The following is a 17,757-nucleotide window of genomic DNA, read 5'->3' on the forward strand; positions in this document are numbered from 1 at the left end:
GGCGCGGTCACCTGTGTCGGCTATTGAAGAAGCGATGGCGTACTGGCACCGGCGGCTCGCTCCGCTTCCGCAGGAGACGGTTCTTCCGGTCGACTTCCCGTACCCGCAGACCCCCGCCGGAGACCGGGAGACGTGCGCGCGCACGCTGGCCATGACGGCGCCCGAGGCGACCCTGCTGGCCGCGTACGTCGCGCTGCTGCACCGCTACGGCGGCTCGGGTGAGGTCTGCGTCGGGTACGAAGGGCTGCCGCTGCGGGTCGGGCTGGACGGCGCGACGACCTTCGGCGAGCTCGTACGCCGCGTGGCCGGCGCCGGAGAGCAGGCACGTGCGCACCGCGTCCCGCTCTCCGCCCTCGCCGCCGAGCTCCGGCCCGACCCCACACGCGGCGGCGGCCTCCTCTTCAACACAGCCTTCAACACGGACTTCAACGCGAACTTCAACGCGGACGTCACCACGGATGTGGCCTCCGGAGCCGGGCACCTGGACCTGTCGCTCGCGGTCGTGGCGGACGAGGCGCGGCTGACCTACCGCACGGACCTGTTCGAAGGCGCGACCGCCGAGCGGCTGCTGGGCCACTACGCGACGCTGCTCGCCGACGGCCTGGCCCGGCCGGACGTCCCCGTCGCCGAGCTGGAGCTGCTGAGCCCCGGCGAGCGGCACCGCCTCCTCGTCGAGTGGAACGACACCGGCCACGACGTCCCGTCGCTCACCTGGCCCGAGATGTTCGCCGAGCAGGTCGGCACGCGGCCGGACGCCGTCGCCCTCGTCTTCGAGGACACCGTCCTCACCTACGCCGAGCTGGACGAGCGCGCGAACCGGCTCGCCCACGCGCTGATCGCACGTGGGGCGGGGCCCGAGCGTGTCGTCGGGCTCGCGGTGCCCCGGTCGGCCGAGCTGATCGTCGCCGAGGTGGCCGTCCTCAAGGCCGGCGCCGCCTACCTGCCGCTGGACACCGACTACCCGGCCGACCGCATCGCGTACATGCTCGCCGACGCCGCGCCCGTCTGCCTCGTCACCACCGCTGACACCGTGGCCGACATCCCTCCGTGTGACGGTGTCGACGTGCTGGTACTCGACGCGCCGGAGACCGAGCGCGAGCTGACGACCCGTCCGAGCCACGATCCGTCGGAGGCCGACAGGGGACGGCTGTCGGTGCTCAACGCGGCCTACGTCATCTACACCTCCGGTTCCACCGGCCGCCCCAAGGGTGTGGTGTTGTCGCACGCGGGGGTGGCCAAGCTGGTCGCCACCCAGAGCGAGCGGTTCGGCGTCGGGCCGGACAGCCGCGTCCTGCAGTTCTCCTCGCCCAGCTTCGACGTGGCCTTCTGGGACCTGTGCCTCGGCCTGCTCTCCGGGGGCCGCCTCGTCGTCGTGCCCTCCGAGCTGCGGGTGCCCGGCGCGCCGCTCGCCGAATACGCGAACGCCAACGGCGTCACGTTCATGATCCTTCCCCCGGCCCTGCTCGCCGCCATGCCGGACGACGTGCTGCTGCCTCCCGCCGCGACCCTGCTGGCCGGCACCGAACGCGTCTCGCCCGAGCTGGTCGGCCGTTACGCGCGCGGCCGGATGATGTTCAACGCGTACGGCCCGACCGAGGCGACCACCAACTCCACCCTCGGCCTGTGCGACCCGGGCACCCCGTCCGGCTCCATCGTGCCGATCGGGGGCCCCGACCCCGGCACCCGGGCGTACGTGCTCGACGCCCGCCTCCGGCCCGTCCCGGCGGGGGTCGCGGGTGAGCTGTACCTCGGCGGGGCGGGGCTCGCGCGCGGCTATCTCGGGCGGCCGGATCTGACCGCGGAACGGTTCGTCGCCGACCCCTTCGGCGCGCCGGGGGAGCGGCTCTACCGCACGGGTGACCTGGTGCGATGGAAGTCCGACGGGCGGCTTGAGTTCCTCGGCCGCGCCGACGCGCAGGTGAAGATCCGCGGCTTCCGGATCGAGCCCGGAGAGATCGAGTCCGTGCTGCGGGGTCACCCGGCCGTGGACCAGGTCGCGGTGGTGGTCCGCGAGGACCGGCCCGGTGACCGGCGGCTGGCCGCCTACGTCGTCCCGTCCCTCGCCGGGGAGCCGGGCCGCGACGAGACCGAGCAGGTCGAGGAGTGGAAGGACCTCCACGAACTGCTGTACTCGGCCGCCGGCTCGGAGGGCTTCCGCGAGAACTTCGCCGGCTGGAACAGCATGTACGACGGCCTGCCCATCCCGGTCGCGGAGATGCGCGAGTGGCGGGAGGCCACGGTCGCCCGCATCATGGAGCTGCGACCGCGCCGGGTGATGGAGATCGGCGTCGGCAGCGGGCTCATCCTGTCGCGCGTCGCCCCCGGCTGCGAGGCGTACTGGGGCACGGACGTCTCGCAGGAGGCGGTACGGTCGCTGCGCGCCCAGGTCGGCGCGGTGCCGGAGCCGGCCGGCCGGGTGGAGCTGCGCGCCCAGCCCGCGCACGACGTCACCGGGCTGCCCTCGGGCTTCTTCGACACGGTGGTCATCAACTCCGTCGCCCAGTATTTCCCGAGCGCGGAGTACCTGGCGGACGTGCTGCGCAAGGCCGCCGCCCTCCTGGCTCCGGGCGGGAGCGTCTACCTCGGCGACGTGCGGAACCTGCGGCTGCTGCGCTGCCTGCGCGCCGCCGTCGAGACCCGGCGCGGCGCCGGCCCCGAGGACAAGCAGGCCCTGCTGGCGGCCGTCGAGCGATCGGTGAGCTGGGAGGGCGAGCTGCTGCTCGACCCCGGCTTCTTCACGGCCCTTTCGGACTTCACCGCCGACATCCGCGTCAAGCGCGGCACCGTCCACAACGAGCTGACCCGCTACCGCTACGACGTCGTCCTGCGGAAGAGCCTCCCCGCCACCGACGAGTTCGGAGGGAGCGAGTTCGGAGGGAGCGAGTTCGGCTGGGGCGAGATCGGCGGCGTGGGCGGGCTTGAGGCGCGCCTGGCCGGACGTCCCGCCAGGCTCCGGGTCAACGGGGTGCCCAACGCGCGGCTCGCCGAGGACCTCGCCGCGCTGTCCGCCATCGAGGACGGCAGCCGCCCCGCCTCCCCGGTGGACGACGCCGACCCCGAGATCCTTCACGCGCTCGGCGCCCGGCACGGCTACCGCGTGGCCGTGACCTGGAACGGTCACGCCGACGACGGCAGCCTTGACGTGGTGTTCGCCGCGGGGGACGTCCCCCTCGGCGACCTCTACCGCCCGGCCGCCGCCTTCCCGCACGCCAACCGTCCCGTGCCCTTCAGGGACATCACCACCCTGATGAGGACGCTGCGCTCGTACGCGGCCGAATGGCTCCCCGAGTACATGGTCCCCTCCGCCTTCGTCCCCCTCGACCGGCTCCCGGTCACCCCGAGCGGCAAGCTCGACGGCTCCGCGCTCCCGGCACCCGACTACGCCACCCTCAGCTCCGGCCGTGCCCCGCGCGGCGCCCGCGAGGAACTGCTGTGCGCGCTGTACGCCGAGGTGCTCGGCCTTCGATCGGTATCTGTCGACGACGACTTCTTCGCCTTCGGCGGCGACAGCATCGTGGCCATCCAGTTGCTCATCCGCGCGCGCAGGGCCGGGCTGCGGCTCACCTCCCGCGACGTCTTCCGCCACCGTACGGTCGCCGAACTCGCCCAGGTCGCCGTCGCCGACGGCGCGGGGGACCGCGAGGCCGACTGCGCGTGGGGCGGCGAGGCCGGCGTCCCGCTCGTCCCACTCGTCCGGCTTTCTGAGGGCGAGCTCGCCGAGCTCCAGGGGGATCACCCGGTCACCGTCGAGGAGGCGCTGCCGCTGAGCCCGCTCCAGGAGGGATTCTTCTTCCACTCCCTCGTGGACGGCTCGGAGGGGGACGCCTATGTCGTCCAGCAGGTCATCGAGCTGGAAGGCCCGGTCGACGGCGAGGCCCTGCGCCGGGCCGCCCAGGGACTGCTGGACCGGCACGCCCCGCTGCGCGCCTGCTTCCGCCAGCGCCCTGACGGAAGGCCCGTGCAGATCATCGCCGGTCGGCTGGACCTGCCCTGGCACGAGGTGGACCTGTCCGCACGGGACGCCGGGGAGCAGCGGTCGCTCGCGGACGCCGTCGCGGCCGGGGAGCGCGACCGCCGCTTCGACCTGGCCCGCCCGCCGCTGCTGCGGTGCGCGCTGGTCAGGCTCGGGGCCGCTCGCAGCCTCCTGCTGCTGACGTTCCATCACATCGTGGCCGACGGCTGGTCGCTGCCGGTGCTCCACCGCGAGCTGATGGCCCTGTACGAAATCCCCGCCGGGACCTCCCCGGCCGTGGACGGCGCGGGATCGCGCGGAGCCGGGGTCGCCGCGTTGCCGGAGGTGGCCTCGTACGGCGCGTACCTGCGCCGTCTGGCCTCGGCCGACCGGGATGCCGCCCGCGCGGCCTGGCGCGCCGCGCTCGCGGGGCTGGACGAGCCGACCCGCCTGGTCGACGTCCCGGCGGACGGCGCGCGGATCAGGCCCGCGCAGGTACGCGTCGAGCTGCCCGAGCACGTCACGGCGCGGCTCGCGGCACGCGCGCGAGAGCACGGGGTGACCCTCGGTGCCGTCGTCCAGAGCGCGTGGGGTCTCCTCCTCGGGCGTCTGACCGGCCGTCAGGACGTGGTCTTCGGCACCACCGTCTCCGGCCGGGACGTGGAGGTCGACGGCATCGAGTCCATGGCCGGCCTGTTCATCAACACCCTGCCGACCCGATTCCGGTGGGAGCCCTCGGACACGCTCGCCGAGCTGGCCGGGCGGCTCCAGGACGAGCAGGCCCAGCTCCTGGACCACCAGCACCTCGGCCTCGCGGAGCTCCAGCGCGTCGCCGGGCCGGCGGGGAGCGGTGAACTCTTCGACACCCTGGTCGTCTTCGAGAACTACCCGTCGGCGACCGGTATCGCCGATCCCTCGGGGACGGTCCGGATCACCGGCCACGAGTTCCACGACGCCGTGCACTACCCGCTCGCCCTGATCGTCAAGCCGGGCCGCCGGCTCGACCTGCGACTGAAGCACCACGCCCAGCGTCTTCCCGGAGAGGCCGTACGGCGGATCGCGGACCGGCTGACCCGCGTCCTGCACGCCCTGGCCGACGACCCCGGCCAGAACGCCGCCCGCGTCGACCTGCTGTCGGAGGAGGAGGCGGCGCGCGCCCTGCTCGCGGGTGAGCGACGGGACGTCCCCGAGACCACTCTGGCCGCCGCCTTCGAGGCCCAGGTGGCCCGTACGCCGCACGCGACGGCCGTGGTCTACGACGGGGAGACCCTGTCGTACGAGGAGCTGGACGCTCGCGCCGAGATCCTCGCCCGCCGCCTGCGGGCCGGGGGCGCCGGTCCGGAGCGCGTCGTCGCGGTGGCCGTCCCGCGATCGGCGGAGCTGATGGTGGCGCTGCTCGGCGTGCTGAAGTCGGGCGCGGCCTACCTGCCGGTCGACGTGGACTATCCGGCGGACCGCATCGCCTACATGCTGACCGACTCCGGCGCGAACACGGTCGTCACGACCGCCGCCACCTCCCCGCGCCTGCCCGACGTGGAATCCCTCACCCCTCTCATCCTCGACTCCCTGACCGGCCGGCCGGATACGGGCGACCCGATGGCCGGGTCCCGGAGCGCGGGGCCGGACGACCCGGCGTACCTGATCTACACGTCGGGGTCGACCGGGCGTCCCAAGGGCGTGGTCGTGACCCATCGGGCGATCGTCAACCGGCTGGCGTGGATGCAGGGCGAGTACGGGCTGCGCACCGACGACCGGGTGCTGCAGAAGACGCCGTCCAGCTTCGACGTCAGCGTCTGGGAGTTCTTCTGGGCGCTGTGCGAGGGAGCCGCCGTGGTGCTCGCCAAACCCGACGGGCACCGCGACCCCGCGTACCTCGCCACGCTCATCCGCGAACAGCGCGTCACCACGATGCACTTCGTGCCCTCGATGCTCGAAGCCTTCCTGGGCGCCGACGAGATCACCGCCGACCCGTCATGGGCGGTCAGCCTGCGCCGCGTGCTCAGCAGCGGCGAGGCCCTGCCCGTCGCCGCCGCCGCACGCTGGCAGGCGCTCACCGGGGTGCGGCCGCACAACCTGTACGGCCCGACCGAGGCCGCCGTCGACGTGACGTACCACCCGTACGACGGATCGGCGGGCACGAGTGTGCCCATCGGCCGTCCGGTGTGGAACACCGGGCTGCGGGTGCTGGACTCCTGCCTGCGGCCGGTGCCCGCCGGGGTGCCCGGCGAGCTGTACCTGACCGGCGTGCAGCTGGCGCGGGGCTACCACGCGCGGCCCGGTCTCACCGCCGAGCGGTTCGTGGCCGACCCGTACGGCCCGGCCGGTGGCCGCATGTACCGCACGGGAGACCTGGTGCGCCGCCGCGAGGACGGCGTCGTCGAGTACCTCGGCCGCACCGACCGGCAGGTCAAGCTGCGCGGAAACCGCATCGAACTCGGCGAGGTCGAGGCCGCTCTGACCGGCCTGCCCACCGTCGCCCAGGCGGCGGTGACCGTCCACGGATCCACCCTCGTCGCGTACGTCGTCCCGGTCAACGGTAAGCGCGGGCTCGACGTGGTCGCGTTGGGGGCCGCGCTGGCCGACGCGCTGCCCGCGTCCGTGGTGCCCGGGGCGTATGTCGAGCTGGACGCCCTGCCGCTGACACCCAGCGGCAAGCTCGACCGCAGCGCGCTTCCCGCTCCCCAGGCGGTACGTGCCGGGGGGCGCGCCCCGCGCGACGAGCGCGAGCGCGTCCTCACCGAGATCTTCGCGGCCGTGCTGAAGCTCGGCGAAGCCGGGATCGACGACGACTTCTTCATGCTCGGCGGCGACAGCATCAGCTCCATCGGCGTCTCCAGCCGCGCCCGCAGGGCCGGTCTCGACCTGAGCCCCCGGGACGTCTTCGAGCACCGCACCCCCGCGGGCCTCGCGGCCGTGGCCAGGACGGTCCCCGTCACGGCCACCACGGAGAGCACCCCCGCGACCGCCACGGGCACGGGTACGGCCGGGTTCGAGCTCAGCGCGGATGAGCACGCGCGGGTGCGGCGGCTCGGCGGTGGTTCCGTGGAGGACGTCTGGCCGCTGGCGCCGCTCCAGGAGGGCCTGTTCTTCCACTCGACGTACGACGACGACGCCCTCGACGTCTACACCGTGCACGAGTCCTTCGACTTCGCCACCAGCGTCGACGCCGGCCGCCTGCGCGCCGCGACCAGGGCGCTGCTGGCCCGCAACCCCAGCCTGCGCGCCGGTTTCACCAGCGACGGGCTGCGCAGGCCGGTGCAGTTCATCGTCGGCGACCCCGAGGTCCCGCTCGAAGAGGCCGACCTGTCGGACCTCCCCGCCGCCGAGCAGGACGCGCGGCTGCGCGAGCTGATGGACGCCGAGCGCACCCGCAGGTTCGACCTGGACAGCCCGCCGCTCTTCCGGATGCTGCTGATCCGGCTCGGCGAGGCCAGGGGCGACCGGCTCGTCATCGGCCGGCACCTGCTGCTGTGGGACGGCTGGTCCGCCTGGCTTTTCCTCGACCAGCTCTTCGCCCTGTACGAGACGGGCGGCGACGAGCGCGGGCTGCCCCGCCCCGGCTCGTACCGCGACTACCTGACCTGGCTGGAGGGCCAGGACGACGAGATCGCCACCCGCGCCTGGCGCGCCGCGCTCACCGGCCTGGACGAGGCCACCCTGCTCGCGGCCACCGCCGGCCAGGCCCCGCGCCCCGTCATCCCGGAGAGCCTGGACGCCGTCCTTTCGGCGGAGCTGGGGAACCGGATGCGCGACGCCGCCCGCCGCCGGGGGCTGACCCTGAACACGCTGCTCAACACCGCCTGGGGCCTGGTGCTGGCCGCCGCGACCGGACGTACCGACGTCGTCTTCGGCACGACGGTCGCGGGCCGTCCGAGCGAGGTGCCGGACGTCGAGAACGTCATCGGCATGTTCCTCAACACCGTCCCCGCCCGCATCGCCTTCGACCCGGCCGAGCCCGTGCTGGACCTGCTGCGGCGCGTCCAGGGCGAGCGCCTGGCCCTCATGCCGTACGAGTACCTGGGACTCGGCGTGCTGCAGGCCGAGACCGGCCACCGGCAACTGTTCGACACCCTCTTCGTGCTGCGCGACAGCGACACCGAGGAGCGGCTGGCGGAGCTTTCCGACCGGCACGGAGCCACCGCCGTCGCCAACGTGGACGCCACCCACTACCCCGTCAACATCATCGTGACGCCGGGGGAGCGCATCCGGGTCACCCTCGCGCACCGGCCCGACGTCGTCGACCGCCCGCGAGCCCAGGCGCTGCTGGACCGCTTCACCCTGCTGCTGGAACGGCTGGTGAGCGACCTGGACGCGCCCGCCGGTCGCCTCGACCACCTGTTGCCCGCCGAGCGCGCCGAGCTTGAGCGGGAACGGGCCGCCGGACGCGTGCCCGTACCGCAGGAGACCATCGCCGACCTGCTCGCCGCCCAGTCCGTCCGCACCCCGGAGGCCACGGCGCTGGTCTTCGGCGGCCGGAGCGTCACCTACGCCGACCTGGACGCCCGCGTCAACCGCGTGGCGCGGCTGCTGCTCGCGCGCGGCGCGGCGCCCGAGAAGATCGTCGCGCTGGCCCTGCCCCGCTCCATCGACATGGTGGTCGCGCTGTTCGCCGTACTGCGCACGGGCGCGGCCTACCTGCCGCTGGAGCTGGACTACCCGGACGACCGGCTCACGATGATGCTCGACGACGCCCGCCCGGCCCTGCTGCTGACCACCGCCGCCGTGTCGCCCCGGCTGGAGGCCGGCGTCCCGGACGTCCCCCGCGTACGGCTGGACGACCCGGAGGTGACCGCCGAGTTGGCCGGGCTCTCCGGCGACCCGGTCACCGAGTCCGACCGTCCCCGCTTCAGCCTGGAGCACCCGGCGTACGTCATCTACACCTCCGGTTCCACGGGGCGTCCCAAGGGGGTCGTCACGCCGTACCGGGGGCTGACGAACATGCGGCTCAACCACCAGAAGGAGATCTTCGCCCCGGCCATCGCCTCGGCGGGCGGGCGCCGGCTGCGCATCGCGCACACGGTGTCGTTCGCCTTCGACATGTCGTGGGAGGAACTGCTCTGGCTGGTCGAGGGGCACGAGGTCCACGTCTGCGACGAGGAGCTGCGGCGTGACGCCGAGACCCTGGTCGCCTACTGCGAGACCCACCGCGTGGACGTCGTCAACGTCACCCCCACCTACGCCCACCTGCTGATCGAGGAGGGGCTCCTCGACGGGCACCGCCCGCCGCTGGTGCTGCTCGGAGGCGAGGCGGTGTCCGAGACGGTATGGAGCCGGCTCCGCGACACCGAGGGGACCTACGGCTACAACCTCTACGGCCCCACCGAGTACACGATCAACACCCTCGGGGGCGGCACGGACGACAGCCCCACCCCCACCGTCGGACGTCCCATCCGGGGCACCCGCGCCCACATCCTGGACGCCTGGCTGCGCCCGGTCCCCGTCGGCGTTCCCGGGGAGCTGTACATCGCGGGCATCGGCCTCGCCCGCGGCTACCTCGACAGGCCGGAGCTGACCGCCGAACGCTTCGTCGCCGACCCGTACGGCGAGCCGGGCGAGCGCATGTACCGTACGGGCGACCTGGTGCGCCGCAACGCCGACGGGAACATCGACTTCCTCGGCCGCACCGACGACCAGGTGAAGATCCGCGGCTACCGGGTCGAGCTGGGCGAGATCGAGACCGCCCTCGCGCAGCACCCGGAGGTCGCGCAGGCCGCCGTCATCGCCCGCGACGACCCCTCCGCGCCCGGCGCGCAGCGTCTGGTCGGGTACGTCGTGCCGGCCGAGCGCACCGGGGAGGAACGGGAGTCCGCGGAGCGGGAGTGGATCGGCGAGTGGCAGGAGATCTACTCCGACGAGTACGAGCAGATCAGCACGGCCGTCTTCACCGAGGACTTCGCGGGCTGGGACAGCAGTTACGACGGGCTGCCCATCCCGCTCGACCACATGCGCGAGTGGCGCGAGCAGACCGTCGCCCGCATTCGGGAGCTGCGCCCGCGCCGGATCCTGGAGATCGGGGTCGGCTCCGGGCTGCTGCTGTCGCGGCTCGCGCCCGAGGCGGAGGCGTACTGGGCGACGGACTTCGCCGCGCCGGTGATCCGCAAGATCGGCGAGGACCTGCGGCGCGACCCCGAGCTGGCGGCGAAGGTCGAGCTGCGCTGCCAGTCGGCGCACGTGACCGAGGGGCTGCCCGCCGGCTACTTCGACACGGTCGTCATCAACTCCGTCATCCAGTACTTCCCGAGCGTCGGCCACCTGACGGAGGTGATCCGGGGCGCCATGGGGCTGCTGGTGCCCGGCGGCGCCCTGTTCGTCGGCGACGTACGCAACCTGCGGCTCGCCCGCCCCTTCCACACCGGCATCCACCTGACCCGCTCAGGCAGGGACGCCGACGCGCGCGTCAAGGCGGCCGTCGAGCGGGGGATCGCGCTGGAGAAGGAACTCCTCGTCGACCCCGACTACTTCACCACCCTCGGGTTCGGCGTCGACCTTCGCACCAAGCGCGGGCGCCACCACAACGAGCTGACCCGCTACCGCTACGACGCCGTCCTCTACAACGGCGAGCCCGACACCCGCCTCGGCGACGAGCCGACACTGACCTGGGCGGACGCGCTCGCCGCCACGGCCGGGGAGGACCTGGCCGCAGGGCCCGACGCCAAGGCCGGGCAGGAGCCGGGGGCATGGGCCGGTGAGATCGTGCGTCGTCTGCGGGGTGAGCGGGCGGAGCGGTTGCGGGTGAGCGGGGTTCCCGATGCCCGTGCGGCCAGCGAGCGGGGTGCCGTGGTGGCCGGCGGGGTCGAGCCCGAGGACCTTCACGCGCTCGCCGCGAGGGAGGGCTACCGGGTCCTCACCACCTGGTCGCGCGAGCCGGGCACCTACGACGCCGTCTTCGTGCGGGGAGGGTTCCGGGTCACCGAGGGCCTCTACCTGCCAGGCGGCGGCACACCTCCGTACGCCAACACCCCCGCCTCGGCGGGAGGCGCGAGCGGCCTGGTGCGGCGGCTGCGGGAGGATCTCCGGCTGCGGCTGCCCGACTACATGGTCCCGGCGGCCTTCGTCACCCTCGACCGGCTGCCCATGAACGACAACGGCAAGCTCGACGTGCGCGCGCTGCCCGAGGCCGAAGCGCCGGTGCCGCTCGCCGGGGGACGCGGGCCGAGGACGCCGCGGGAAGAGGTGCTCTGCCGCCTGTTCGCCGAGGTCCTTGGCCTGCCGGCGGTGGGTGCCGAGGACGACTTCTTCGAACTCGGCGGCCATTCGCTGCTCGCCACCCGGCTCGTCAGCCGGGCGCGCACGGAGCTGGGCGCCGAACTCGCCATCCGCGACCTGTTCGAGGCCCCGGCGCCCGCCCTGCTGGCCGAGCGCGTGGACGCCGGCCGCCCGGCCCGTACGGCCGTGGAGCCGGTGACGGACCGCCCCGAGCGGGTCCCGGTGTCCCCGGCGCAGCGGCGGCTGTGGCTGGCCGAACGGCTCAGCGGCGGCGACGCATACCACTTCCCGCTGGTCTTCCGGCTGCGCGGCGCGCTGGACACCGACGCCCTCCGCCAGGCGCTGCGCGACGTGGTGACCCGCCACGAGGTCCTGCGCACCGTCTTCCCCGAGTACGAGAACCCGCGCACCGCACCCACCACCGAGGAGACCCCGGCGGGCGAGGCGGGGCCGTACCGGCTGGACATGGCCGTCGAGGAGGGCGGGCCGTACCAGCGGGTCCTTCCGGCCGAGGAGGCCGAGCCGTTCTTCGGCGTCGAGGAGTGCTCGGCGGATCGGGTGGAGGGGAGGATCAGGGACGCGGTCGCCCGGCCGTTCGAGCTGAGCAGTGAGATCCCGTTGCGGGCCGAGGTGTTCCGGGTCGGGCCGGACGACCACGTGGTGGCGATCGTGCTGCACCACATCACCACCGACGAGTGGTCCGACCGTCCGTTCCTCACCGACCTGGGCACCGCCTACCGGGCGCGTCGCGAGGGTCGCGCTCCCGAGTGGGCGCCGCCGCCGGTGCAGTACGCCGACTACACGCTCTGGCAGCGGCGGCTGCTCGGCGACCCGGCCGACCCGCACAGCGAGGGCGCGCGCCAGCTCGCCTTCTGGGCCGCGACGCTGGCCGGCCTGCCGGAGGAGATCCCGCTGCCGCTGGACCGTCCTCGCCCTGCCAAGCCGACCGGCCGAGGCGGCCTGGTGCGCGCGGAGCTCCCCACGGGCACCGCCCGCGCCCTGCGCGCCCTGTGCGCCGAGACCGGCACCAGCATGTTCATGCTGCTCCAGGCCGCGGTCGCCACCCTGCTGCACCGGATGGGCGCGGGCACCGACATCCCGCTGGGCGCCCCGATCGCCGGGCGTACGGACAGTGCCCTGGACGACCTCGTCGGCTTCTTCGTCAACACCCTGGTGCTGCGCGCCGACCTGTCCGGCGACCCGACCTTCACCGAGCTCCTCGGCAGGGTCAAGAACGCCGACCTGGCCGCCTTCGAGCACCAGGACCTGCCGTTCGAGCAGGTGGTGGAGGCGCTCAATCCGCCGCGCGTGCCGGGACGCAACCCGCTGTTCCAGGTCATGCTGGGCTACCACTACCGCCCGGACGGCGATCCCGAGGTGCTGGGCCTGCCCACCGAATGGTGGCCGACCCGCATCGAGACCGCCAAGTTCGACCTGGACTTCACCTTCGTCGACCACGCCGGCGAGGACCGGGTCACCCTGCTGCTGGAGTACGCCGAGGACCTCGCCGACGCGGGGACGGCCCGGGCGATGGCCGACCGCGCCGTCTCGCTGCTGGGCGCCCTCGCCGCCGACCCGGACGGGCCGGTCAGCCGGCTGCCCGCACTGACCGATCAGGAGCGCCGGGCTTCCCTGGGCGCGTGGAACGACACCGCGCGGCCGGTGGAGCGGCGTACGGTCCCCGAGCTGTTCGCCGAGGCGGCCCGCACCCGGCGGGACCAGGTCGCCCTGGTCACCGATGGCCGCAGCCTGACCTTCGGCGAGCTGTCCGCCGAGGTCGACCGCATCGCCCGGCTGCTGCCCCGGCACGGCGTGACGCCGGGGAGCGTGGTGGGGCTGGCCCTTCCCCGGGCCGACATGGTGCCGGCCATCCTCGGAGTGCTGACCGCGGGCGCCGCCTACCTCCCGCTCGACCCCGGCTACCCGGCCGAACGCCTTGCGTACATGCTCGACGACGCGGCCCCGGTCCGCGTGCTCACCACCACGGCCATCGCTCCCGTCCTGCCCGCCGGGCGGGCCGGCCTGCTCCTCCTCGACGCCCCGCACCCGGCCACCGACGAGGACGGCCGTTCCGGTGACGGCCCGGACACGGCCGCCTACCCGGACGGCCGTTCCGGGGATGGTGCGACGGTACCCGTCACCGGGCTGGACGCGGTCGCGTATGTGATCTATACCTCCGGGTCCACCGGCAGGCCCAAGGGGGTGCTCGGGACGCATCGCGGGCTGAGCAACCTGTTCGGCGCGCACCGCGAGGATCTCATCGAGCCCGCCGCCCGCGCCGCCGGGCGCGAGGCGCTGCGCGCGGTACACGCCGCGTCGTTCAGCTTCGACGGCTCCTGGGAGCCGATGCTCTGGCTGCTGGCCGGGCACGAGCTGCACGTCGTCGGCGAGACCACCATGACCGACCCGGCCGCCCTGCTCGCCTACCTGGCCGGCCAGAGCATCGACTTCGTCGACCTCACCCCCACCTACCTGCAGGAACTGGTCCACCACGGCTTCCTCGACCCCGGTCGCCGACGTCCAGGAGTGATCGCGGTGGGCGGCGAGGCCACCCCCGCCCCGCTCTGGGACCGGCTGTGCGCGCTGCCGGAGACGGTGGCGCACGACCTGTACGGCCCGACCGAGTGCGCCGTCGACGCCTACGGCTGGCACGGCCCGAGCCCGGACAGTCCGGAGCCCTGGGCGGCGCCGCTCGCCAACACCCGCGCCCGCGTGCTCGACGAAGACCTGCGACCGGTCCCCGCCGGAGTGCCGGGCGAGCTCTACCTGTCGGGCGAGGGACTGGCCCTCGGCTACCTCGGCCGTCCCGGGCTGACCGCCGAGCGGTTCGTCGCCGACCCCTTCGGGACGCCGGGCGGCCGCATGTACCGGACCGGCGACCTGGTGAGGCGGCGCGCGGACGGCACCCTGGCGTTCCTCGGCCGGGCCGACGACCAGGTCAAGCTGCGCGGCTTCCGCATCGAGCCGGGCGAGATCGAAGCGGTGCTCCGCGCCCACCCCGACGTGGCGCAGGCAGCCGTGACGATCCGCGAGGACACCCCCGGCGCTCGGCGGCTGGTCGCGTACGCGGTCCCGTCGTCCGGGCGGGGAATCGACCCCGGCGCGCTGCGGGCGCACGTCGCGACCGCGCTGCCCGAGCACATGGTCCCGGCGGCCTTCGTGGAGCTGCCCGCCCTGCCGAGGTCGATCAGCGGGAAGCTGGACCGCCACGCGCTGCCCGTCCCCGACGCGGCCGCAGCCACGTCCGGGCGGCGTCCCCGCGACGCCCGCGAGGAGATCCTCTGCGAGCTGTTCGCCGCGGTGCTGGGGATCGAGCGCCTGGGCGTGGACGACGACTTCTTCGCGCTCGGCGGCCACTCGCTGCTGGCGATGCGGCTGATCAGCCGCGTCCGTACGGCGCTCGACGCGGAGGTGAGCCTTCGCGCGATCTTCGAGGCGCCCACCGTCGCCCGGCTCGCGGGACGGCTGCGCGAGGCGCGGGACGGCACGCCCGCACTGGTCCCCGCGCCCCGCACGGAGCCGCTGCCGCTGTCCTTCGCCCAGCAGCGGCTGTGGGTGCTGTACCGGCTGGAGGGCCCGAGCGCCACCTACAACATCCCCATGGCCTGGCGGCTGTCGGGCGACCTCGACACCGGCGCCCTCCGCGACGCCGTACAGGACGTGATGGCCAGGCACGAGAGCCTGCGCACGGTGTTCCCCGAGCGGGACGGACGCGCCCACCAGCTCGTCCTCGACCCCGGAGAGGTCCCCGTCGTCACCCGGTTCGAGCGGGTCGCGAAGGACGAGCTTCCCGGCAGGCTGGCCGAGGCGGCGGGGCACGGCTTCGAGCTCGACCGCGAGCCGCCGCTGCGCGCCCAGGTGTTCGAGGTGGCCCCGAAGGAGCACGTGCTCCTCCTGGTCGTCCACCACATCGCCGGCGACGAGTGGTCGGACCGGCCCCTGTGGTACGACCTGTCCACCGCCTACCGGGCCCGCCGCGAGGGCCGGGCGCCTGGGTGGGCCCCTTTGCCCGTCCAGTACGGCGACTACACCCTCTGGCACCGCGACGTGCTCGGGGACGGCGGCGACTCCGGCAGCCTGGAGGCGCGCCAGCTCGGCTTCTGGCGTCAGGCGCTCGCGGGGCTGCCGGAGGAGCTGGCGCTCCCGGCGGACCGGCCGCGTCCGAAGGAGAGCAGCCACCTCGGCGGGGCGGTCGGCCTGTCGCTGCCCCCCGAGCTGGAGCGCGGCCTGCGCGGGCTCGCCCGCGCCCACGGCGTCAGCATGTTCATGGTCGCCCAGGCGGCCGTGGCCGCGCTGCTGCACCGGCTGGGAGCGGGGGAGGACATCCCCCTCGGCGCGCCGATCTCCGGACGTACAGACGAGAGCCTGGAGGATTTGGTCGGGTTCTTCGTCAACTCCCTCGTGCTGCGCACCGACCTGTCGGGCGCGCCGACCTTCGGCGAGCTGCTGGGGCGGGTGCGTGACACCGATCTGGCCGCCTATGAGCACCAGGACCTGCCGTTCGAGCGGCTGGTGGAGGCGATCAACCCCACCCGCTCGCTCGCCAGGCACCCGCTGTTCCAGGTGATGGTGGTCTACCTGACCGACCAGGGCGGCGCCCCCGGCTTCCCCGGGCTCGACGCCCGGCCGGAGCCGCTCGGCCAGGAGACCGCGAAGTTCGACCTGAGCTTCGACTTCATCGAGCGCGGCGACGGCGAGGGCATTCAGGGCTGGATCGAGTTCAGCGCCGACCTGTTCGACCGTGACACGGTCGAGAGCGTCGCGGAACGGCTCGTACGCCTGCTGGAGCAGGTCGTCGCCGACCCGGGCCTCCGGGTGCGGGACCTGGAGATCATGGACGAGCGGGAGCGCCGGCTCGTCGCCTGCGAGTGGAACGCCACCGCGCGGGCGGTGGAGGCCACCACTCTTCCCGAGCTGTTCCGCGCCCAGGTGGCACGGACGCCCGACGCGCTCGCCCTGGTCTGCGGCGACGAGCGGCTGACCTACGCGGAGCTGGACGCCCGGGTCGAGCGCGCGGCGCGGGCGCTCGCCGCGATGGGGGCGGGTCCCGAGCGCACGGTGGCGGTGGCGCTGCCGCGCTCGTCCGAGCTGGTGGTCGCCCTGCTGGCGGTACACCGTGCGGGCGCGGCCTACCTGCCGCTGGACGCGGACTACCCGCGCGAGCGCGTCGAGTTCATGCTGGAGGACGCCCGCCCGGTCTGCGTGCTGCGCGACCGGCTGCCCGACGGCCCGATGGGCGAGCTGCCCGCGTCGTACGACCCCCGGCACCCCGCCTACGTGATCTACACCTCCGGGTCGACCGGCCGGCCGAAGGGCGTGGTGGTGCCGCACGAGGGCATCGTCAACCGCCTGCTGTGGATGCAGGACGAGTACGGCCTGACCGCGTCGGACCGCGTGCTGCAGAAGACGCCGTCCAGCTTCGACGTGTCGGTCTGGGAGTTCTTCTGGCCGCTGGTCACCGGGGCGGCGCTGGTGGTAGCGAGGCCGGAGGGCCACAAGGACCCGGCGTACATGGCAGGGCTGATCCAGGACGAGCGGGTCACCACGGTGCACTTCGTGCCCTCGATGCTGCGGGCGTTCCTGGAAGATCCGGGCGCGGCGGGGTGCTCGGGGCTGCGCCGGGTGATGTGCAGCGGCGAGGCGCTGCCCGCCGACCTGGCCTCCCGCTTCCACGCCGTGCTCCCCGCGGAGCTGCACAACCTGTACGGGCCCACCGAGGCGTCCGTCGACGTCACCGCCATCCAGGTCCTGCCCGGGGCGCGGGCCGTGCCGATCGGACGGCCGGTGTGGAACACGCGGGCGTACGTGCTGGACGCCGCCCTGCGCCCGGTGCCGCCTGGGGTGCCGGGAGAGCTGTACCTGGCGGGCGTCCAGCTCGCCCGGGGGTACCTCGGCCGTCCCGGCCTGACCGGGGAGCGGTTCGTCGCCGACCCGCACGGGCCGTCGGGGGCGCGCATGTACCGGACGGGAGACCTCGCGCGCTGGAGCCGTGACGGGTCGCTGGAATTCCTCGGGAGGGCCGACGACCAGGTCAAGATCCGGGGGTTCCGGATCGAGCTGGGCGAGATCGAGGCGGTCCTGTCCCGCCACGAGTCGGTGGCCCACGCCGTGGTGGTCGCCCGCGACCAGCACCTCATCGCCTACCTCACCCCGGCCTCCACCTCTCCGAGCCCGGCCCTGGCGGGGCTCGGCGACCTGCCCGCCGGTCCCGCGGCCTCCGGTCGTCAGGTCGGTTCTCCTCCGGCGGTGCCGAGCGCCGCGGCCCTGCGGGAGCATGCCGGGGCCGTGTTGCCCGAGTACATGGTTCCTGCGGGTTTCGTCGTGCTGGACGCCCTTCCGCTCACCCCGAACGGCAAGCTCGACCGCAAGGCCCTGCCGGCGTTCGACTTCGCGGCCGAGGTGACCGGCACGCTTCCGCGAACCCCGCGCGAGGAACTGCTCTGCGAGCTGTTCGCCGGCGTGCTCGGCCTCGAACGCGTCGGCGCCGAGGACGACTTCTTCACCCTCGGCGGTGACAGCATCGTCGCCATGCAACTGGTCAGCCGGGCACGGGTCGAGCGCGGCCTGCGGATCGGTGCCGGCGAGCAGCGCGGCCCGGT

1 protein-coding gene is annotated in these 17,757 nt (G+C 74.0%); it reads left to right on the forward strand.

Annotated features, from left to right (window positions below):
• Positions 1-34: 34 nt before the first annotated feature.
• Positions 35-17,757 (forward strand): amino acid adenylation domain-containing protein (locus AB0B89_RS17310; protein ID WP_358553398.1); only part of this gene is annotated, 17,723 nt, incomplete at its 3' end.

It is taken from the genome of Sphaerisporangium sp. NPDC049002 (genome assembly GCF_040649355.1).
Classification (GTDB): domain Bacteria; phylum Actinomycetota; class Actinomycetes; order Streptosporangiales; family Streptosporangiaceae; genus Sphaerisporangium.